Source organism: Patiriisocius sp. 208BN25-11 (genome assembly GCF_058147145.1).
Genome location: NZ_JBYVJY010000004.1, coordinates 155,094 through 174,945, shown reverse-complemented (window position 1 = coordinate 174,945; position 19,852 = coordinate 155,094). Strand labels below are relative to the sequence as shown.

The following is a 19,852-nucleotide window of genomic DNA, read 5'->3' as shown; positions in this document are numbered from 1 at the left end:
GTTATTGGTACTTGATTAATGTTATGCTTCACACCCTCTTAAAAACCCATTTTGGGTACGATACCTTTAGACCCAACCAACAAGAAATCATTGAACATGTACTTTCAGGAAACCACACGTTAGCAATTATGCCCACTGGTGGTGGAAAAAGTTTATGTTACCAAGTTCCTGCATTGGCTAAAGAAGGAATGACACTTGTTATTTCTCCATTAATTGCCTTAATGAAAGATCAGGTGGATGCTTTGTTAGGGAACGGTATTGAAGCCGCTTACTATAATAGTTCTCAGCCAGAAGAAATTAAAGAAGAGATTCTAGAAAAAGTAATTACCAGACAATTAAAACTTTTATATGTAGCTCCAGAGAGTTTGTGGTCTATCACCAACTACCTTTCTAAAATCACCATCAATGTAATTGCTGTAGATGAGGCGCATTGTATTTCTTCTTGGGGGCACGATTTTAGACCCGCTTACACCCAATTAAAGCGCTTGCAATTAGAATTTCCAGGGGCACCTGTCATGGCACTTACGGCTACGGCAGATAAGGCAACACAAGAAGACATTGTACAGCAGTTAGGAGTACCAAAAGCCAAAAAATTTATATCGAGTTTCGATAGGCCTAATATATATTTAGACGTAAGACCAGGACAGCAACGCCTGCAGCAAATCCTTAAATTTTTAGGATCTCGAGGCTTGCAAAGTGGTATTATCTATTGCCTAAGTAGAAAAAGCACCCAAACACTAGCCGATAAATTAAAAGCTAAAGGCTATGATGCAGAAGCCTACCATGCAGGATTGGATGCAGAAGAACGCAACCGAATTCAAGAAGATTTTGTAAACGACCGCACCCCTATTATTGTGGCTACCATTGCTTTTGGAATGGGTATCGATAAAAGTAATGTGCGTTGGGTGATCCATTATAATATGCCCAAAAATATTGAAGGCTATTACCAAGAAATTGGCCGTGGAGGACGTGATGGTTTAAAAGCGCACGCATTATTGTTTTATAGTTTTGCCGATGTAATGCAGCTTCGAAAGTTTGCAGAGGGCACAGAAACTGCCCAAGTGCAACTGGCTAAATTAGAACGCATGCAACAATTTGCAGAAGCTTTAAGTTGCAGACGTAAAGCGTTGCTTAATTATTTTGGAGAACATAGTAGTGAAGATTGTGGCAACTGTGACATTTGTAAAAATCCACCCACGTATTTTGACGGGACCCTCATTGCCCAAAAAATTTGCTCAGCCATTGTGCGACTTCAAGAACGAGAAGCACTTGGGATGGTTATCGATGTTTTGCGTGGAGCCAACAACCAGCAAGTCTATGAAAAAGGCTACCAACACATTAAAACTTTTGGTGCTGCTAAGGATATTTCTTGGCGCGATTTGCAACAATACATAATCCAATTACTTAACCAAGGCATCCTAGAAATTTGGTTTCATGAAGGAGGAAGGTTATTGCTCACACCCACTGCAAAACAGCTATTATTCGAAGGCAAAAAAATTAAGTTAGCGACATTAACCCAAGAGGACACCAAAGAGAAAGTCGCCAAAGAGCGTGTAGCTAAAAAAGCAACGAATTTATTTGAAAAATTAAAGACCCTACGAAGCGTTTTTGCCAAAGACCTGGGGGTTCCTGCTTATGTCATTTTTAGTGATGCAAGTTTGCAAGATATGGAAGAAAAGAAACCCACCACTATGGAAGGGTTCTCTAAGATTAGTGGTGTAGGAAAAGCGAAACTAGAAAAATATGCCGAGGCTTTTATTAAAGTAATTGCCAAACACGAAGATGCAAAACAAACCAAAGTAGCCACCCATGAAAAGAGCTACAAATTATTTTCAGAAGGGTTGTCTGTGCAACAAATAGCATACAAAAGAGGCATTACAGAAAACACAGTGCTCACTCATTTTATGAAAATGCACGAATTGGGTACAGCTATAGATTTTAATGACTTTATAAATGCTTCGGAAATTTTAGAAATCCAAGAAGCAAAAAAAGCATTAAACAATCCGGACGGTCTCAAAGTGTACTTCGATTATTTTGAAGAAAAAATGCCTTATCATAAAATTAAGTTAGGCTTATATTTAACTAAAAAATAAATCACAAAAAAACCACTAAGTTTCCTTAGTGGTTTTAACCTTTTTCATAACAACGCAAACATAAATCTCAATTTGCTTTTAGCATTTTTCAATTAGACAATTGAAGTGGGGCAAAAAACGTTGTAAAGTTTTATATTTACAATGTAAAACTACAACTCATATTTGTCTCACAATAGCTTTATGAGAAAATTATGAGCTTGTTTATTTTGCTTAAAACACATTTAATACATGGCCTTGCCTTGATTTTGCTATTGTTATGAAAAAAAATATTTTTTTTCTTTTCTTTTCTTTTTTCGTTCTTTTTTGTCTTCAAAATAGTGCTGCGCAAGAAGATGAGCTTACTATTGAAGACATAAAATTACAACTTGAGAACAAAGATCTCTCTCAAGAAAACCGAATTGATAATCTTCTCATCCTTGGGCGTTATTATATTGGAAGGTCTACAGATAGTGCTAATTTTCACCTTACTAATGCACTTAATTTAAGTAAGGTTAAAAATGATAGTTTTAATATTATTAGAGCTTATAATCGATTTTCTGAACAAGAAAAATACCTAGAGGATGATATTAGAACCATCCAATATGCAGACAGTGCTTTGCTATATGCTAACACAAAAAACCAAAAGCATTATGCAGGAATAAGTTATAGTTACAGAAACAAAGGACTTGCCTATAATTACCTTGAACGATATGATTTGTCTTTAGAAAACCTTTTAAGGGCTAATAGTTTTTTATTAAAAGAAGAGCAGGATGAAGAAATAAAAACATATTTAGCAGAGAACTATACAGATCTTGCAGGGATTTATTCTTCTATAGAAAACAATGAAACAGCACTTGAGTGTGTTAAAAAAACCCTCGCTATTGCTAAACCAATAAATGCATATTGGGAAATTGGTGATGCTTACGAGTTTATGGTTGGTCATCACTATGAAGAAGAAGAATATTCTCTTGCTGAAAAATATATTGATAGCGCCAAAACAGTGTATTCTAAAGCAGAAAACATGGAGGGTATTCATGCGCTTGAAAAATACAGAGCGGAAGTGTACTTAAAACAAAATAAACCAGATCCTGCTATTGAAATCTATACAAAGGAACTGCAAAGAGATAAAAAGGACAGTGTTGCTTATATACTTACCGACGATTATACTTTTTTAAGTAGAGCCTACACTCAAAAAGGTGAACTAGCACTAGCTTCAAAATTTTTGGACACTGCAAGAATACAAGCAGCTATTTCAGAAAACCCTTCGCATCTTTTTATCATTGCAAGTCAGCAAGCAAAAATATATAAGGAGAAAAACCAAATAGGGTTAGGGATTTTAGCACTAAAAACAATACTTGATAGAGATGATTTACAGTCACTTAAAGAGTCACAAAAAGATTTGTATAAAGAGTTGTGTGAATTACACGAACTTAACAATGATTCAAAAAATGCCTTACTATGTTTAAAGCGTCACGATAATATTAAAGATAGCTTACGCTCTGTATTGCAAAAGAATAAGTTTAATGTCATCCAATCTGAGTTTAATTACAATGAGTTGTCTTCAAAATTAGAAGCAAGAAATGCGCAACTGCAAGTTTCTAAAGCTGAAGAAAAGCGCGCCAAAGACCGAACCTATTTCACTATTGGATTGCTTGGGCTTTTTGGACTTTTCTTTGCATTCTCATTTTACAGACAGAAAAAATTAAACACCATAAAAAGGGAAAGCCTTATTGCAAAACAAGAAGTGTTAGCTGTAAAGCAAGAGGCTTTAGATAACCAAGTAAAGTTTAAAAACAAACAGATCACAGATTTTGCTATTCATATTTCAGAAAAAAATGAACTATTAGAAAACATCAAGAAAAAATTAAAAGGGGTGAAGGTGATTAACGATGCGCACAAGGGCATTGTACAAGACACCATTCATTTTATTAATAGTGATATTGATCAAAATAAAGAGAAGATACAATTGTACCAGCAGGTCAATGAAACAAATGATTCTTTTCGAGCTAAATTAGATCAGATGTATACCAATCTAAATGAAAAAGAAAAGAAGGTTGCTACGATGTTGCGTTTGGGTCAAACCTCAAAACAAATTGCTTTACAATTGGGTATCAGTGCCGCTTCTGTAGATAATTATCGCTACAACTTACGAAAGAAAATGGAGATTCCTAAAGGAGAATCTTTAAAAAACTTCATCAAAAATATTTAAAAAAAAGGCGCTATCCATCTAAGGTAGCGCCTTTTTAAAACTAACTAAAACTTATTTTACAATCAATGTGTTGTCTGTGGTTGTGTTATTCAAAGGGCAGAAATACACATATTCTCCTGTTGCTAATGGTGTAGGTTTCGACATTTCTTTTGTTCCTCTCTCCACTACTTTTGTGACGTAAGCCGTTTTAATGTGGTTTTCTGGATTAGAAACATCTTGTCCTTTTTTCACTAACACAAAACCAACCTGGTCTGCAGCATCATTGTTTGTAATTTCAAACACATAGGTGCCTGGAGACACAGAAATGCTCTTTTGCGTAAACTCTCCCGTAGTTTGTTCTAATGAGATTACTTTATTTGCTTTTTGTGCTTGTGTAATACCTGTGAAGGCTACTAATAAAATTAGGGTTGTAATTACTTTTTTCATGGGTTCTTTTTTTAATGATTATTACTTCTATTATTTTAAATTTTCTGCATCACAATAATAATCGTGAAGACTTTTGTTTTGACAATGTGCCTTGGGTTGTATGGTTTGCATGATGCTGTTTTTGCTACTTCTAAAAATCTCAATAAGATTAAATATGGAAGTATGTTTTGTATGTTTCATAAGACAAATATTTTAGTTGTTATTGATAGTACAAAGATGCGTCGAAATAAGACCTAGAATAATATCAAATCTTCCCTAGGTATTGTCAATAATTCCCTAATGTAATTTTAATGAGAAATAATCATGCGCAATGATTAAAAAGTGTCACTGTTTTGAGGCACTTCAATATTTCCTTAGCTTATGCTTTTTGGAGTTGTAGGTTGTTTTTGTAAGCTAGCGGAGAAATTCCTGTTTGTTTTTTAAACATGCGGCTTAAGTGCGAAGGATCATCAAAGCCAATGTCGAAGGCAATTTGTTTTGCTGACTTGTCGGTATAGGTAAGTTGTCTTTTCGCCTCTAGTATAATGCGATCGTGTATAATTTGTAGCGGGCTCTTTTTATACTTGACAAAATTATTGGCAAGTGTTTTAGGAGATTTGAAGAGTTTATCCGCATAAAAAGAAACGTTATGCGCTTCTTTAAAATGTTCTTCTACTAATATATTAAAAGACCTTAGTAAGTCTACAGCACCTTGTGTGGGTTTTTCACCATTAGAAGTTAGCTTAAAAAGTCTTGTAGTTTTAATGATGAAACGAGCTAATAGCATGCGCAACATTTCTGCTTGAATGGTATCTTTTGTTTCAATTTCTTCTAGGAAAATGGCATGTAAAGAGGCAAACTTTTCCTGCTCTTGGGCATCTAAAGTAATGATCGGGTTTGTAGTATTTCCGAAGAACAACAAACCATTACAGCTCACTTCTTTATCATGATCTTTAATGCAATAAAATTCTCTGTTAAATTGATACACAATGGCATCTGTAGGGTTTTCCACTTCTAGCCTTTGAATAGGCGTTAACGCAATAATTTGATGCTGTAAAAGTGATACAGGAACACCATCTATTTTTACATTAGTAGTTCCAGAAGTTGTCCAAATAAACGTATATAGCCCTAATGGCTCACTATTATCATTGGTGTCAAAAACTGTTAAGTCATTGATTTTCAAGGTAGCATTCGTGCTAAACTCTGTAAACTTTTTTCGCATAGCGAAGTAGTCTCTTTTAGTATTGAAACATTACAAAAAGCGTATTATTTCTTAAAAAAAATCTCTTGGGCAGCTTTGTAGGTGTTTGTATGAGCTTTTAGAATATGCGCAATGTCTGGAGAATAGCCGCCGCCCATACTCACTTGCACAGGGATGTTGGTTTTTTTACAAATATCAAAAACAAAGCGATCACGTTCTTTGCAGCCTTCAATAGTGCATCCTAGCCTCCCTAATTTATCACTGGCTAAAATGTCTACGCCACTTAAATAAAAGATAAAATCAGGTTGTACCTTTTGCAATAATTTGGGTAGCGTACGGTATAAAGTTTCAAGATATTCATCATCCTCAGTGCCATCATCTAGGCCAATGTCTAAGTCACTTCTTTCTTTTTTGAAAGGGTAATTCTTAGCACCATGCATCGAGAAGGTAAACACCCGAGCATCGTTTTCAAAAATTTTGGCAGTCCCATTACCTTGGTGTACATCTAGATCAATAATTAGAATGTTATTGGCAAGATTACGTGTTAGCAAATCTACAGCAGCCACAGCTTGATCATTCAACAAACAAAAAGCTTCCCCATGACCCGTATAGGCATGATGGGTGCCTCCAGCGATGTTCATAGCAATGCCATTTTCTAGCGCATATTCGCAGCCTTTTATGGTGCCATCAATAATATAATGACCGCGATCTACTAAGTCTCTTCGTAATGGAAACCCAATTTTGCGCACCTCTTTTTTATCAAGGCTTAGCGCTTGTAATCGTTGGTAATAATCTTTGCTGTGTACTCGTAGTATTTTTTCTTCGGAAACTTTAGTGGGTTCAAAAAAGTTTCCTTCATCACAAATACCTTGCTCTAGGAGCATTTTTGGGAGTAATTCGTATTTCACCATCGGGAAACGATGTCCTTCTGGTAAAGCGTATTTATAAATAGGATGATTGGCTATTTTAAGCATAGTATTTCCTTCGCATGTAGGAATTTTTTTATTTATTCTTTCGAATGCAACTTTAACTGTATTCTTTTTCTTTTCACGTCTACATCCAGCACTTTTACTAAAATTTGTTGCTGTAAGTGTACATGCGCATTCACATCTTTCACAAAGGTATCGGACAGATTAGACACATGTATCAATCCACTTTCTTTAATACCTATATCCACAAAACATCCAAAGGCTGTGATGTTGTTTACAATCCCTGGTAATAATTGCCCGGTCTTTACATCTTCTATAGTACGTATATTTTGATTAAAGGTAAATACCTTGGCTTGCTCTCGAATGTCCAGCCCAGGCTTTTCTAGCTCGGTTACAATGTCTTCTAGTGTGGGTAGACCAACCTCTTGCGTGCAATAGTGTTCAAGTGGAATATTTTTTAAGATACTCTTATTTCCTATAATTTCTGAAATGTTCACGCTCGCATCTTTTGCCATTTGTAGTACCAAAGCATAACGCTCTGGGTGCACCGAAGAATCGTCTAAGGGGTTCTTGCCATTTTTAATGCGTAAAAATCCTGCACCTTGCTCAAAGGCTTTTCCGCCCAATCGAGGCACTTTTTTAATGGCAGTTCTCGAAACAAATGGACCATTTTCCTCTCGATACGCAACAATGTTTTCGGCTAATTTTGGACCAATACCCGAGACATAACTCAATAAGGGAACACTGGCGGTATTAATATTTACACCCACCGCATTTACACAGCTTGCCACCACTTGATCTAACGATTTTTTTAATTGTCCTTGATCTACATCGTGCTGGTACTGCCCAACCCCAATAGATTTGGCATCAATCTTCACCAATTCTGCTAGCGGATCTGCCAAACGTCTCCCAATAGATACCGATCCACGAACAGTGACATCATAGTTTGGAAACTCCTCTCTCGCAATTTTGGAAGCCGAATAAATACTAGCTCCAGCTTCACTCACCACAAAGACTTGGATATCATTTTTAAACTGGATTTTTTTAATGAGGGCTTCAGTTTCTCTGGAGGCGGTTCCATTACCAATGGCAATGGCTTCTATGTTATATTGCTGTGTTAAAGTACTTATTTTTTTAATAGCTCCAGTGGTATCACTTTTAGGCGGGTGCGGAAAAATAGTTTCATTATGCAACAAGCCCCCTTGTGCATCTAGGCAGACCACTTTACACCCCGTTCTAAATCCGGGGTCTATAGCCAAAATTCTTTTCTCTCCTAGGGGAGCGCCTAATAATAATTGCTTTAAGTTTTTTGCAAAAATGTCAATGGCTGTTGCATCTGCTTTTTTCTTGGCAAGACTTAGTATTTCATTTGATAGTGCAGGAAATAGCAACCTCTTGAAAGCATCTGTTATGGCAAGTTCTATTTGGTCTGCACAGGCACCTTGAGAACGAATGATTTTGTTGTCGATTCTTTCTAAGGTTCTTTCGATATCGATATCGATTTTTACACGAATAAACCCTTCTTTTTCTGCTCTTAAAATTGCGAGCAATCGATGCGAAGGACAACGCTGTAGCGACTCATTCCAATCAAAATAATCACGAAATTTTTGCGCTTTTTCATCGGTAGCTTTCGCTTTTACTACTTTGGTGCTAAGAATAGCATGGCGTTCTAACTGTTGGCGTAGCATCCCTCGAATGTCTGTGCGCTCGTTAATCCAAGCAGCAATAATATACCTGGCGCCTTCTAAAGCTGCTTCAATACTAGGCACTTCTTTGTTTATATACCTATGTGCAACACCCTCAAGATCACGGGTGTTTTGACTCATGATTATTTTCGCCAAAGGTTCTAGTCCGTTTTTTCGGGCAGTCTCAGCCTTAGTTTTGCGCTTTTTCTTGAACGGGAGGTACAGATCTTCGAGATTGGTAAGATTTTGTGTTGCTGAAATTTTAGTAGCCAAAGCTGCTGTAAGTTCCCCTTGTTCTTCAATGGCTTTTTTAACAGCGGCTTTTCTTTTTTCAAGGGCTTCAAATTGTTCTTTGAAAGTGACAATTTGTTCTAATTGCACTTCGTCAAGATTGCCAGTACGTTCTTTACGATACCTTGCAATAAAGGGGATAGTGCAATCTTCTGCCAGTAAAGCTAGGGTGTTTTTTATACTTTCTTCTGGAATACGGGTTTGTTGTAGTATGTATTGGAGCATAAAGAAAAAGCCTCTTGATTTTACTAAGAGGCTTGTATTGAATGTTATTAATTTATTGTCTCCCCATTAGTAACACCTTGTTGGTCTGGATTTACAAAAACCAGTTTCCCATCAGGCATTTCGGTCATTAAAATCATGCCTTCACTTTCTACGCCACGCAATGCTCTTGGCGCTAGGTTTACCAGCACGGTTACTTGTTTTCCTATAATGTCTTCTGGTTTGAAACTTTCAGCAATACCAGAAACAATAGTGCGAACATCAATACCTGTGTCTACTTTTAATACGAGTAGCTTTTTTGCTTTCGGCATTTTTTCTGCTTCAATAATGGTCCCAACACGCATGTCTAGCTTGGTGAAATCATCAAAAGTACAGGTGTCTTTTTGAGGTGTCACCTCTTTGCTAGCAATCTCATTGGCGAGTTTGCTAGCGGCTAATTTGTCTAATTGTGCTTGTATTTGTTTGTCTTCTACTTTACTAAAAAGCAATTGAGACTTTTCAATAGTGTGTCCAGCTTCTATTAAAAAACGTCTCACAGGAACATAACGCCATTCGGTATCATTTCCAGCTAGATTCAATAAATTTTTAAGTGTTGCTGACGTGTGCGGTAAAAAAGGTTCGCTTAAAATAGCCAATGCAGATGCAATTTGTAAAGCCACAAACATCACAGTTTTGGTGCGTTCTTCATCTGTTTTAATGGTCTTCCAAGGTTCTTCGTCTGCTAAGTATTTGTTACCTAAACGCGCTACATTCATCAGCTCTTGTTGTGCTTCTCTAAAACGATAACGTTCTATAGAACTTTCAATCACTGCTGGGTAGGCTCGTAATTCGGTTAGGGTTTTTTCATCTATTTCAGAAAGTTCGCCCGGAGTAGGAACCACCCCGTCATAGTATTTGTGTGTTAGGACCGTTACTCGGTTTATAAAATTTCCGAAGATAGCCACCAATTCATTATTATTTCTAGCTTGAAAATCTGCCCAAGTAAAATCGTTGTCTTTGGTTTCTGGTGCATTGGCAGTGAGTACATAGCGCAATACATCTTGCTGACCCGGGAAATCTTCTAGGTATTCATGCAACCAAACCGCCCAATTTTTTGAGGTAGAAATTTTGTTGCCTTCTAGATTTAAAAACTCGTTGGCAGGTACGTTGTTTGGCAAGACATAACTACCATCTGCTTTAAGCATACTCGGGAAAATGATACAGTGAAATACAATATTATCTTTTCCTATAAAATGTAATAATTTCGTGTCTTCATCTTTCCAATAAGGTTCCCAATCTTTTCCTTCTTGTGCTGCCCATTCTTTGGTTGCAGAGATGTACCCAATAGGTGCATCGAACCAAACGTACAATACTTTTCCTTCTGCATCGGGGGCAGGGACGGGAATTCCCCAATCGAGATCACGGGTAACGGCACGCGGACGTAATCCATCATCGATCCATGATTTGCATTGGCCATATACATTAGCTTTCCAGTCTTTTTTATGGCTGTCGAGAATCCAATCTTTTAAAAAGGGTTCGTATTGATCTAGGGGTAAAAACCAGTGTTTAGTAGCTTTTACCGTAGGTGTAGCGCCAGTAATGGCACTTTTTGGATTGATAAGGTCTGTTGCATTATGAGACGTACCGCAGTTTTCACATTGGTCGCCATAGCTTTCTTCGTTCCCACACTTTGGACAGGTTCCTATCACAAAACGATCGGCTAGAAACTGGTTGGCTTCTGCATCGTACAATTGTTCGGTCACCTCTTCTATAAACTTCCCTTCTTTATATAATTTTTCAAAAAAGGCACTTGCTGTATCGTGATGTACTTTGGCAGAAGTACGAGAATAATTATCGAATGAGATTCCAAAATCTTGAAACGATTGCTTGATAATACCATGGTATTTATCAACTACTTGCTGTGGTGTAATGCCTTCTTTTTTTGCCTTGATGGTAATAGGCACACCGTGCTCATCACTACCACACACAAAAGCAACATCTTTACCTTGTAAGCGTTGAAAACGTGCATAAATATCGGCGGGTACGTAGACGCCTGCTAAATGTCCAATATGCACAGGGCCATTGGTATAAGGTAATGCAGCGGTAATGGTATATCTTTTTGGATCTTGGCTCATGTTGATTGCCTCGTTTTAAGCGAGGTGTTTTTTGCAATTAGTAAAGCTGCAAAAATAGTGATTTTATCTGGTAGAAGATAGACCGCTTGCTCCTTCGCTAAAAAGCTTTGGCGCACAAGTCGCTGTTAGATCGTTCGCTTTGCTCACTGATGGATGATAGACCATTCGCTACGCTCATTGAAAGAAGATTGACTAATGTCTAAAGACCAAAGACTAATGACTAACTAGGATTTTTCCTGAACGAGCACGTCATTTTCCCAGGTGCCTTCTTTGATGACTATGCCTTTGGCGTCGAAGATTTTTCCTTTGCCATTTTTGCGATTTTCTTTCCAGGTACCGCTCCATTTGTTTTTGTTTTGTAGGGTAAGGGTGCCTTTGCCGTGACGCATGTGTTTTTTTAGCTTTCCTTCGTATTTCATTCCGTTTGGCCAAGTATATGTGCCTTTGCCGTGCAGGGTATTTCCTCTGAGATCTCCAGAATAGCTGCTGCCATCAAACCAGGTAATGTTTCCTTTGTTGAGGGTATGGTTAATCACTTCTACATCAAAAGATGCGTTGTCTGTGACAAACTTGTACCAGCCATCTGTTAGTTGTGATAGATCTGTGTTTTCGATAGGATTAAATTGTTGTGCTGAGATACTGGTGATACCGATGATAAATAAAAGGAGGAATGACTTCATAATAGTATTTTTATGAAGGATTGGTCTCTATTTTTTGGAAAGGCTTACAAGTTAGACCGCTTACTCCTTCGCTGAAGCTTCGGCGCACAAGTCGTTGGTGGTTTGTTTACTACTCTTTCTTAGTGTTGGTTGACAATAGACTAACGTCTAAAGACCAACAACCAAAGATTACTTAATTAGAATACTCTTGCTATAAAATTCTCCTCCGGTGTTGATTCTGTAGATGTATTGTCCGTAGGCCAAACGTGTATTGGCTTTCGCTTTTACATCAACAATATGGTTGCCAGGATATAAAATTTCATTTGCTAGCGTGGCTACTTCTTGTCCTAAAATATTATAGAGTTTTAGATCTACATGGGCGCCGTTTTTCATGTTAATTTCAATAAACGTACGGTTGTTTCTATAGGTAGGAATATGTGTGAAATTACTAACATTTCCGAAGTCTTGACCGCCTAAACCTTCACAATTAAATCCAAGGTTTAGTGTTTCGAAAGTTTCGTTCAATAAAATAGTACTCACCACACTAGGGTCTAAGCAAAACCAATCTGTTAAAACGGTAGCATATACATCCCTAAAATCTGTTGAAGGGACTAGGTTGCTATTGTTATCCCAAGCACTTTGATCTATGTTTGGATGTGTTCCTACAAAGCCACTTCCGTTGAGTCCAGCACCAAACAACATGGTGGGTGAGGCAGCTCCGTGATCTGTTCCGTTAGAACCGTTTTCGAACGGACGGCGTCCAAATTCTGAAATGGTCATCCCTAGTACTTTGTCGTCATATCCAGCTGTAGCTAAATCATCGTAAAAGTTCTTGATGGAGGTTGCCAGATCTTCTAATAATTCTTGGTGTCGTATTGCTTGATTTGCATGGGTGTCAAAACTTTCTAGAGACACCATATACACTTTGGTGCCTAAACCACCTTTAATCATTCTTGCTATAATAGCTAGTTGATCAGAAAGTGGATCGTCTGTGTAAGGAGCCTCATTGGTGGATGCCATATAGGCGTCATTAATTACGCCAGCATAGGTAAATGTTGTGTTTGTGGTAGCACGCATAAACAATAACTTATCTCCATATACACAATCTGGAATATTTACAACGTCATGTAAAGATCCATTTTCTGCAACATTTTCAAGTTGATCTGGATTGGCTACAGAAAATGCATAATTATTATCGGTACCTTCAAAAATAAGGTTTCCGATACTACCAATTTGAATTGCAGGCGGAACCTCTGGTGGATTGATTAAGTAATCTGGATATAAATCTTCAAAATAACGTCCCCACCAACCTGTAGGTTCAAAATTGATAGCATCTGTAGAAGCCCAAATTTCACTGGATCTAAAATGCGATAAGTTTTGTTCTGGATATCCAACACCGTGAATTACTTTCATGTTACCATCTCCCCAAACAGATTCTAAGGCTCCCATATAGTTAGGAATTCCAAAATCTGAATTTAGCATTAATAAATCATTTTCTTGGTGACGAATGGTAGGCCTTAGGTTGGCATATGTATCGTAATCGTATACGGGTACAATGGTATTAAGGCCATCGTTACCTCCTTTGAGACGGATTATGACTAAAATATTATCGTTTTCAGATTGTGCTAAGGCTACAGATAAAGGAGAGGGTGCTGTTGCACTTACATTGGTGCCTCCAAGTACCATGCTTCCTGCGCCTGCTAGACCTAATGCTTGAATAAAAGAACGACGGTTCCAGGTAGCGTGTTCTTGTTCATGCGCTTTTTTATTGTCATTTGTTCCTGGGGTATGGTGGGTATGATCGGTACACATAGCAGTATTATTTAAGTTGAAATTCTGGCATTCTCATCATATGGACGAGTAATAGGTATACTTGATAAGGAGCAGATTCCCAATCAAGATTCCAAAGGCCATCATCGTAATAATTTTGAGGCACTTCCCATTTTAAAATGGTGGTTGCAACATCGTAATCATTTTCGGTAAATAGTTCCTTAGATACAAAGAAATCAACTACTGCTCTTGTGATTACAAAAGGATCGTTACTGTCACTTGATAATTCTCTAGCCAATTCGACAAAAGAAGCCTGGAGTTCTTCACCGTACAAGTAGTTGTGTAAAAACTCCATCATTTGCCATCTTCCTGTAAGGGTAGATGAGTTGATCCAAGTTTCATCTCGTTGCCAACCCGAAACATCTGGTGGATCGTATAATTCTTGTCCTACGAGACCTGCATAGTAATTAACAGCACCCATCATGGTGTCGTCATAATAGAAATTAGTTTCGTTGAGATAGGTAAAAATGATGTCAAACGGACTCTTAATCACCACTCCTAAGGCACGCTCATCAAAAAAGTGCTCACTTTTAAAGAGTTGTTTTAGCATAGGCACCATTTCAAAATTGGAGTCTATGAGTGTTTGAGCTAATGGGTTTATAATTTCTTGCTGTGTAATTGCATCGTATTCGTTGCTTACAAAAAAGCGATACAGTTTGGTGCAGATAAATTGCGCTATTTCTGTTTCTCTAAGTTCAAACAAGGTGTCTATAAGCTCGTCATAGGTGAAAAAGTCTTCAGAGCCGAAGACACTTTTAGGATTTTCATCCCAAGTACTTTCATCAAAATAGATAGGAGCACCAGGTTCGTCCCAATGGTTATATCCTGTTAATGCTCTAGAAGCTTCTAAGATATCTTGTTGTGTGTAATTGTTATCTTCTCCAAGAGTAAACAATTCAAATAATTCTCTAGCGTAGTTTTCATTAGGATTAAAGTTGGTGTTTTCAAAGCCGTTGAGGTATACTAACATAGTAGAATTTATACCTACAGCTCTAACGAATTCTTTAAAATTTCCGAGGCAAAAAGACTGCATCAAGGTGTAGTATTGATACATATAGGGTGCATAGAAATACGTTTCTAGCTCTGTTACAAAATGATTCATCCAAAACATGGTGAGTCTTCCACGGAGGCTCGTTGATATTGTATCATTTGAGGTTTGTGTAAGCCAGTTTTGAATAAAGGTTTGATTGTCTTCATCAAAGTTTTCGAAATCACTTAAAGAAAAGTTTCCCCATGGAGGCGCTGGTGTTGTGGGTAATACAGCAGCACTATCTACAATCGAGTCGATTAGTTCTTCTGGACTCATCGCTAAGGCTGCATCTACAGTAGCTAAATTTGCACCATATCCTAAACGCCTATAGACATGTTTTATCTTTTGAGAAGTCCAAGGATTTGTTCCAGATGGCACATAGGGTGCAATCGATGCGGTATTACAGGGAGGGTTGGTAGTAATTGCCATAAAAATATATTTTAATGGTTGATTTGGGCAAATCATGTGTACTTTTAACGTACGTGTGTCTATTTGACCTAAAGATAACTCAAAAGTTTAATATTTAGTGTGTTAAAATTGAATAAAGTGCCTCATAAACAGCCACAAAGCCTCAAAAAAGAGGATACTATAGCTATTGTTTCTACAGCTCGAAAACTAACCAAAAGTGATTTAGAGCCTGCTATTTTGTTTGCACAAGAGATGGGTTTGCAAGTATATTTTGGGGCTACCATCGGTGCCGAACAAGATCAATATGCAGGAGATGATGCATTGCGTACTCAAGATTTTCAGGAGGTACTAGACAATCCAGACATTAAAGCTATTTGGTGTGCGCGGGGTGGGTACGGAACGGTTCGTATGGTAGATGCCTTAGATTTCACTCAGTTTATTGAACATCCAAAATGGATTATCGGCTATAGTGATGTTACCGTATTGCACAGCCATATCAACACCCTTGGAATTGCTTCTATACATGGGCAAATGTGTTTGGAGATCGAAAAAAGAACCCAAGCGTCTCGTGATACGTTGCGGGATGCACTCTTTGGAAATGTTAGCGGCATTTCTTATGAGTTAGAAACCCCATCTTTGTCAAGAGCTGGAAAAGCAACGGGCACGCTTTTAGGGGGAAATTTATCTGTGCTTTATAGCATTTTGAATAGCCCTTCAGAAGTGAATTGGGAAGGTAACATTTTAGTCATAGAAGATCTAGATGAAATGTTATATCACATAGACAGGATGCTCCAAAATCTAAAACGTAGTGGAAGATTAGCAAAACTCGCTGGACTCATTGTAGGAGGTATGAGTGTGATGCGTGATAATACCATTCCTTTTGGAAAAACAGCAATAGAAATAATTTTTGAGGCTGTAGCCGAGTATGCCTTTCCTGTTTGTTTTCATTTTCCCATGGGACATATCGAAGACAATAGGGCCTTGGTATTGGGAACCGAAGTGGAACTAGAAGTACAAAAAGACAAAGTGAGTGTAAGGTATTTGTAATTGTCTAAAACGCGTTTTCACAATAAAATCACACTTTTTTGACATATAATATCAGTATCTTACCTGTTTTATCCTATACATTTACCCTTGTAAATCATAAATTATACGAACATGAAAATTAGTTTTTTAATTGTAAGCGCGGTGTGTATATCATTAACGATTTTGTCTTGTTCACATAGTACAAAAAGCAATGAAACCCTTGCGTTGGAATCTTCTGTGTCTGATGCATTAGCGATTCATGATGTTGAAGAAACGATAGAAGTTAAAAAGGATGTTATCGATTTTATCTACGATATAGGTCCGAGATTTGCTCCAGTTAAAAGAGAGGTGATCAAAAATGCTACAACAATTGACACCTTTTTTGATGATTACAAACTTCAAGAAATGGAAAAGTTAACCTCCGTACGTATCACGATTATAGAAAATGATGAAGAGACGGAAGCTAGTGAAGTAGGTTATATGGCTACATTTACAGAAGGGCAACTTGCTTTGTTAAAGGCCACTAGTTATGATACTAGTTTTATGATTAAAGCAGAATACTTAAAAAAAAATAGTGGAGCAGGAGGGCTAGAACATGATTATGATTCACCCTATCTCACTATTGTTCCCGAAAAGCAGACGCGTTATTTTTTAGGAAAGGAAGTCTTGAAAAATTATCTAACATTAGAAAGTCAAGAAGTTATAAAAGATATTGTGCCAGAAAAATTGAAACCTGCTAAACTCTATTTTACAGTAAACCAAAAAGGGGCCATTGAAAACGTGCGCCTAGATCGCTCTTCGGGATATCCCGAAGTAGATGAAAAAATGATTGAGATACTTAAAAATGTTCCCGGTTCTTGGGAACCAGCAGAGAATGTCGATGGTAAAAAAGTTGCTCAAGAATTGGTGGTTTCTTTTGGTTTGATGGGTTGCTAATGCTCTAAGTGTATTGCATAAAAATAAATCTAGTATATTTATATTCAAAACTCCCTCTCAAGTTCTAGCATCTGTATACACACTATGGCAGAGCATAACGACTTAGGAGCTTTGGGGGAAGCACTTGCCACCCAATTTTTACTGGATAAGAACTACACTATTTTAGAGCGAAATTGGACCTTCAAAAAGGCCGAAATAGATATCATTGCTCAAAAGGATGATCAAATTATCATCGTCGAGGTAAAAACCAGGAATAGTGATTTCTTTGGTGATCCTCAATCTTTTGTCACCCCCGCCAAAATTAAATTACTAGTAAAGGCTGCTAATGAATATCTTGTTTCTAATAGCATCGAACTTGAAACATGCTTTGATATTGTTGCCGTTTTAAAAAACAAAACCACCCAACGTATCGAACATTTCAAAAACGCATTTTATCATTTCTAAGCTTCTAATTCTTGCTGTTTTTGCTCTATGAGTTTCATGGCTTTATATAGCAATATTATTTCAAGTATAAGGGTAGGAATTAATAGTACAAAACCTCCAAAAGCAAAAATGACCGTCGTAAATAAAGCATAGGTTACAATTTCAAAAATACCTGTTACCATAGCTACATTCCCTAGGGCATTGGTCAAACGTATTACAGCAATACCCAATAAGATTCCTACCACACCAAATGCAATAGATTGCCCTATTAAGATGGCTTCATAGCTTCTAGATATATCAAAGACAAGTGAAGCAAAATCATAAATATAGAAGCTGCAATTAATGGCAATAAAAATAAAGGCGACAATTTTTAAAAAATAATTGTTTAAAATAGACCCCATGAGCACGAAACCTCTCATAAAAAACAAGAAGGATGCTAGGCTCACTAATTTTACCAATACATAAACGGGTGTTGCCAGTAGCATTTCATTTTCATACAAACGCGCAAAATCTGAAGGAAACTCTATAAACCCAATTACAAAAAACACAATACCAGCAATCCATGCATATTTAAATTGTTTTGTTAAAAACGAAGCCTGTTTAGAATCATCAATTTTTAATAACAATAATTCTTTAAATTTTGTTTCTACAGGAGAGGTATGTAATTTTTCTAAGGGGTAATCTAAGACTTCAAGAATGGTTTTTACTGTAAAGATTCTTGGAGTAACTTCTCCTGCCTCTATACGCTGTATGGTACGAACACTAATATTGCATTGTTCTACCAATTCTTCTTGAGTATATCCTTTTTGTTTTCTTAGTTCAAGAATTTTTTGTCCTAGTTCTGGCTGTTTCATGGTGCTCTGATTTTAATTACAAGGCAATACTACAATGGGATGTTTCAAAAACCAATAAATTACAACTATTTTTACCCGTCATTTACCCGACAGATTAGTGTTTATAGTACTTCACAAAAAAAGTCCTTGAAATATTTCAAAGACTTTTTTTGTTTTTTTTTAGGCTATACGGTATTACTTTTCTTCAACGTCTTCTTTTGTTGTTGTATTTTCTAGTAAAGAAAACAGTGCTTCAAGGGTTTCTGGCTTTGCTGTAATCTTTTTGTCTGCATCAAGTACAAAATAGGTAGGGGTTGCAGTGACATCATATTTGTTTCCAATTTCGTTGTCCCATTTCCCTAGACCACAAACGTTAATAAATTCGGTAAACTGAGATGCCTTAGGGGTCCATTCTGCTTCAAAATCTTCTAGTCCCACAGCAATTACTTTTACAGCACCTTCCTCCATCGTTGTAATTTTTTCATGTAGTACAGGCACTTCTTTTAAACAATGCGAACACAGGCTACTCCAAAATACAATAACATAAGTTTGGGCTGAGTCAAGTGCATGTAATGAATTTGTAATTTCGTCATCTCCATCATATTCTGGCCAGGTAAAGTTGGGCGCTTTAGCACCTAAAGAGATGTTCTTGTATGTGTTTAGCTGACTAACTAGAGCAGTATCTTGTAGGGTAGTTGCAATGGGGATTAAATGTTTTTCTGCAAGATAATTGGCAACCTCCACTTGTTCATTAGCTACCATAAAGGTATAAATACTATACAGTAAGTGTTTTTGATACAGACTTTCGGTAGTACTTATGGCAGCAGCTACATCGTCTATATTATATTTCCTAGAAGCCGTTTTATTATCCATGTCCGAATAATTAAAAATGTACTTAATACACTGCTCTAGCGGGATGCCCGAATTTTGAAGTGTGGTGTTGGTAAAATCTATATTTCCTAGATAAGCTTTTTTGGCCTGTACTTCGTATTGATTTACGGTCTTGATTTTTTTAGCAAAATAGGGTTGTGTGGCTGCTATTAAAGATGCAACCAATAACCCGTTTGCTTCTTTTACGATCTCGTTATGCCATTCTTGATGTGTATCTAGAGCTTTTGATAGTTTTTTTACATTGGGTTCTTCTTCACTTAAAATATCTACTAATTCTTTTTCAAACTGAAATGTTTTTCCTCGATATGCTGTCCAAATAATGTTGTCTTTAGAATTGCTGAACGTAACACTCTTATCTTTTGCGAAATTAAATTCGATGTCTTGGTCACCGCTGTAAATAAAATCGAAAAAATGTTGGTCTTGAGGTAAATTATAAACCAAGCGATACATTCCTGGCGTCAAATCTTCTTTTAAAGAAAGCTCATAACTTCCATCACTGGCTACATTCGAATCTGCTACATAAAATACATTGTCTGGGGCAATTCTGTATAAGATTCCAAATTGGTATCCGTTTTCAGCAGCAAAGTTTCCTTTTAGGGTATGTTGCGCAAAAACTGCGATTGGAAAGCATAGTAAAAAAAGTAGTTTTTTAAACATCACATTATTTTTTATAAAGATACAATTTACA

Annotated in this window: 16 protein-coding genes; 5 read left to right on the top strand and 11 right to left on the bottom strand. The window is 37.0% G+C overall.

Annotation, left to right across the window (positions count from 1 at the left end; all coding sequences use genetic code 11):
- Positions 1 to 23 precede the first annotated feature (23 nt).
- Together recQ and ACY2RS_RS07335 are read left to right on the top strand one after the other, a co-directional pair.
- Entirely contained in the window at positions 24 to 2,093 is a 2,070-nt protein-coding gene (recQ, locus tag ACY2RS_RS07340) for a DNA helicase RecQ (RefSeq protein ID WP_490097979.1), read from the top strand.
- Between the two features lie 256 nt (positions 2,094 to 2,349).
- Entirely contained in the window at positions 2,350 to 4,281 is a 1,932-nt protein-coding gene (locus ACY2RS_RS07335) for a tetratricopeptide repeat protein (RefSeq protein WP_490097978.1), read from the top strand.
- A 51-nt stretch (positions 4,282 to 4,332) separates the two neighbouring features.
- Here the strand turns inward: ACY2RS_RS07335 and ACY2RS_RS07330 are convergent, their stop codons facing one another.
- From ACY2RS_RS07330 to ACY2RS_RS07290, 9 genes are all read right to left on the bottom strand, one after another.
- The gene (locus ACY2RS_RS07330; protein ID WP_490097977.1) at positions 4,333 to 4,707 is read right to left on the bottom strand and encodes a cupredoxin domain-containing protein; all 375 of its coding nucleotides are present in this window, start codon (positions 4,705 to 4,707) and stop codon (positions 4,333 to 4,335) included.
- Between the two features lie 30 nt (positions 4,708 to 4,737).
- Positions 4,738 to 4,887 carry a hypothetical protein gene (locus tag ACY2RS_RS07325; RefSeq protein WP_490097976.1) on the bottom strand — a complete coding sequence of 50 codons (150 nt, stop codon included), beginning with the start codon at positions 4,885 to 4,887 and terminating at the stop codon, positions 4,738 to 4,740.
- 178 nt (positions 4,888 to 5,065) lie between these two features.
- Entirely contained in the window at positions 5,066 to 5,908 is an 843-nt protein-coding gene (locus ACY2RS_RS07320) for a helix-turn-helix domain-containing protein (protein WP_490097975.1), read from the bottom strand.
- Between the two features lie 44 nt (positions 5,909 to 5,952).
- Positions 5,953 to 6,861 carry a histone deacetylase family protein gene (locus ACY2RS_RS07315; protein ID WP_490097974.1) on the bottom strand — a complete coding sequence of 303 codons (909 nt, stop codon included), beginning with the start codon at positions 6,859 to 6,861 and terminating at the stop codon, positions 5,953 to 5,955.
- Positions 6,862 to 6,893: 32 nt separating this feature from the next.
- The gene (locus ACY2RS_RS07310; RefSeq protein WP_490097973.1) at positions 6,894 to 9,017 is read right to left on the bottom strand and encodes a Tex family protein; all 2,124 of its coding nucleotides are present in this window, start codon (positions 9,015 to 9,017) and stop codon (positions 6,894 to 6,896) included.
- Between the two features lie 47 nt (positions 9,018 to 9,064).
- Positions 9,065 to 11,128 (bottom strand): methionine--tRNA ligase, encoded by a 2,064-nt coding sequence (gene metG, locus ACY2RS_RS07305; protein ID WP_490097972.1) that lies wholly within the window; start codon positions 11,126 to 11,128, stop codon positions 9,065 to 9,067.
- 224 nt (positions 11,129 to 11,352) lie between these two features.
- Positions 11,353 to 11,808, bottom strand: a complete 456-nt coding sequence (locus tag ACY2RS_RS07300; RefSeq protein ID WP_490097971.1) for a hypothetical protein — start codon at positions 11,806 to 11,808, stop codon at positions 11,353 to 11,355.
- A 168-nt stretch (positions 11,809 to 11,976) separates the two neighbouring features.
- Positions 11,977 to 13,599, bottom strand: a complete 1,623-nt coding sequence (locus tag ACY2RS_RS07295) for a DUF1501 domain-containing protein (RefSeq protein WP_490097970.1) — start codon at positions 13,597 to 13,599, stop codon at positions 11,977 to 11,979.
- Between the two features lie 7 nt (positions 13,600 to 13,606).
- Positions 13,607 to 15,076 carry a DUF1800 domain-containing protein gene (locus ACY2RS_RS07290; RefSeq protein ID WP_490097969.1) on the bottom strand — a complete coding sequence of 490 codons (1,470 nt, stop codon included), beginning with the start codon at positions 15,074 to 15,076 and terminating at the stop codon, positions 13,607 to 13,609.
- A 117-nt stretch (positions 15,077 to 15,193) separates the two neighbouring features.
- Between ACY2RS_RS07290 and ACY2RS_RS07285 the strand changes: the two genes are divergently transcribed.
- The 3 genes from ACY2RS_RS07285 (at position 15,194) to ACY2RS_RS07275 (ending at position 17,461) form a co-directional block, all read left to right on the top strand.
- Positions 15,194 to 16,102: a S66 peptidase family protein gene (locus ACY2RS_RS07285; RefSeq protein ID WP_490097968.1), complete on the top strand. Its 909-nt coding sequence runs from the start codon at positions 15,194 to 15,196 to the stop codon at positions 16,100 to 16,102.
- Positions 16,103 to 16,213: 111 nt separating this feature from the next.
- The gene (locus tag ACY2RS_RS07280; protein WP_490097967.1) at positions 16,214 to 17,017 is read left to right on the top strand and encodes an energy transducer TonB; all 804 of its coding nucleotides are present in this window, start codon (positions 16,214 to 16,216) and stop codon (positions 17,015 to 17,017) included.
- A gap of 84 nt (positions 17,018 to 17,101) precedes the next feature.
- The gene (locus ACY2RS_RS07275) at positions 17,102 to 17,461 is read left to right on the top strand and encodes a YraN family protein (RefSeq protein WP_490097966.1); all 360 of its coding nucleotides are present in this window, start codon (positions 17,102 to 17,104) and stop codon (positions 17,459 to 17,461) included.
- Here the strand turns inward: ACY2RS_RS07275 and ACY2RS_RS07270 are convergent.
- Complete coding sequence (locus ACY2RS_RS07270) at positions 17,458 to 18,294, bottom strand: helix-turn-helix domain-containing protein (protein WP_490097965.1); 837 nt, start codon at positions 18,292 to 18,294, stop codon at positions 17,458 to 17,460. The genes ACY2RS_RS07275 and ACY2RS_RS07270 overlap by 4 nt on opposite strands.
- A 174-nt stretch (positions 18,295 to 18,468) precedes the next feature.
- Positions 18,469 to 19,821, bottom strand: coding sequence for a TlpA family protein disulfide reductase (locus ACY2RS_RS07265; RefSeq protein WP_490097964.1), 1,353 nt, complete (start codon positions 19,819 to 19,821; stop codon positions 18,469 to 18,471).
- Positions 19,822 to 19,852 lie beyond the last annotated feature (31 nt).

Coding starts and splice junctions, on each gene's coding strand:
- recQ (WP_490097979.1), top strand. CDS start 24: ATGCTTCACACCCTCTTAAAAACCCATTTTGGGTACGATACCTTTAGA.
- ACY2RS_RS07335 (WP_490097978.1), top strand. CDS start 2,350: ATGAAAAAAAATATTTTTTTTCTTTTCTTTTCTTTTTTCGTTCTTTTT.
- ACY2RS_RS07330 (WP_490097977.1), bottom strand. CDS start 4,707: ATGAAAAAAGTAATTACAACCCTAATTTTATTAGTAGCCTTCACAGGT.
- ACY2RS_RS07325 (WP_490097976.1), bottom strand. CDS start 4,887: ATGAAACATACAAAACATACTTCCATATTTAATCTTATTGAGATTTTT.
- ACY2RS_RS07320 (WP_490097975.1), bottom strand. CDS start 5,908: ATGCGAAAAAAGTTTACAGAGTTTAGCACGAATGCTACCTTGAAAATC.
- ACY2RS_RS07315 (WP_490097974.1), bottom strand. CDS start 6,861: ATGCTTAAAATAGCCAATCATCCTATTTATAAATACGCTTTACCAGAA.
- ACY2RS_RS07310 (WP_490097973.1), bottom strand. CDS start 9,017: ATGCTCCAATACATACTACAACAAACCCGTATTCCAGAAGAAAGTATA.
- metG (WP_490097972.1), bottom strand. CDS start 11,128: ATGAGCCAAGATCCAAAAAGATATACCATTACCGCTGCATTACCTTAT.
- ACY2RS_RS07300 (WP_490097971.1), bottom strand. CDS start 11,808: ATGAAGTCATTCCTCCTTTTATTTATCATCGGTATCACCAGTATCTCA.
- ACY2RS_RS07295 (WP_490097970.1), bottom strand. CDS start 13,599: ATGTGTACCGATCATACCCACCATACCCCAGGAACAAATGACAATAAA.
- ACY2RS_RS07290 (WP_490097969.1), bottom strand. CDS start 15,076: ATGGCAATTACTACCAACCCTCCCTGTAATACCGCATCGATTGCACCC.
- ACY2RS_RS07280 (WP_490097967.1), top strand. CDS start 16,214: ATGAAAATTAGTTTTTTAATTGTAAGCGCGGTGTGTATATCATTAACG.
- ACY2RS_RS07275 (WP_490097966.1), top strand. CDS start 17,102: ATGGCAGAGCATAACGACTTAGGAGCTTTGGGGGAAGCACTTGCCACC.
- ACY2RS_RS07270 (WP_490097965.1), bottom strand. CDS start 18,294: ATGAAACAGCCAGAACTAGGACAAAAAATTCTTGAACTAAGAAAACAA.
- ACY2RS_RS07265 (WP_490097964.1), bottom strand. CDS start 19,821: ATGTTTAAAAAACTACTTTTTTTACTATGCTTTCCAATCGCAGTTTTT.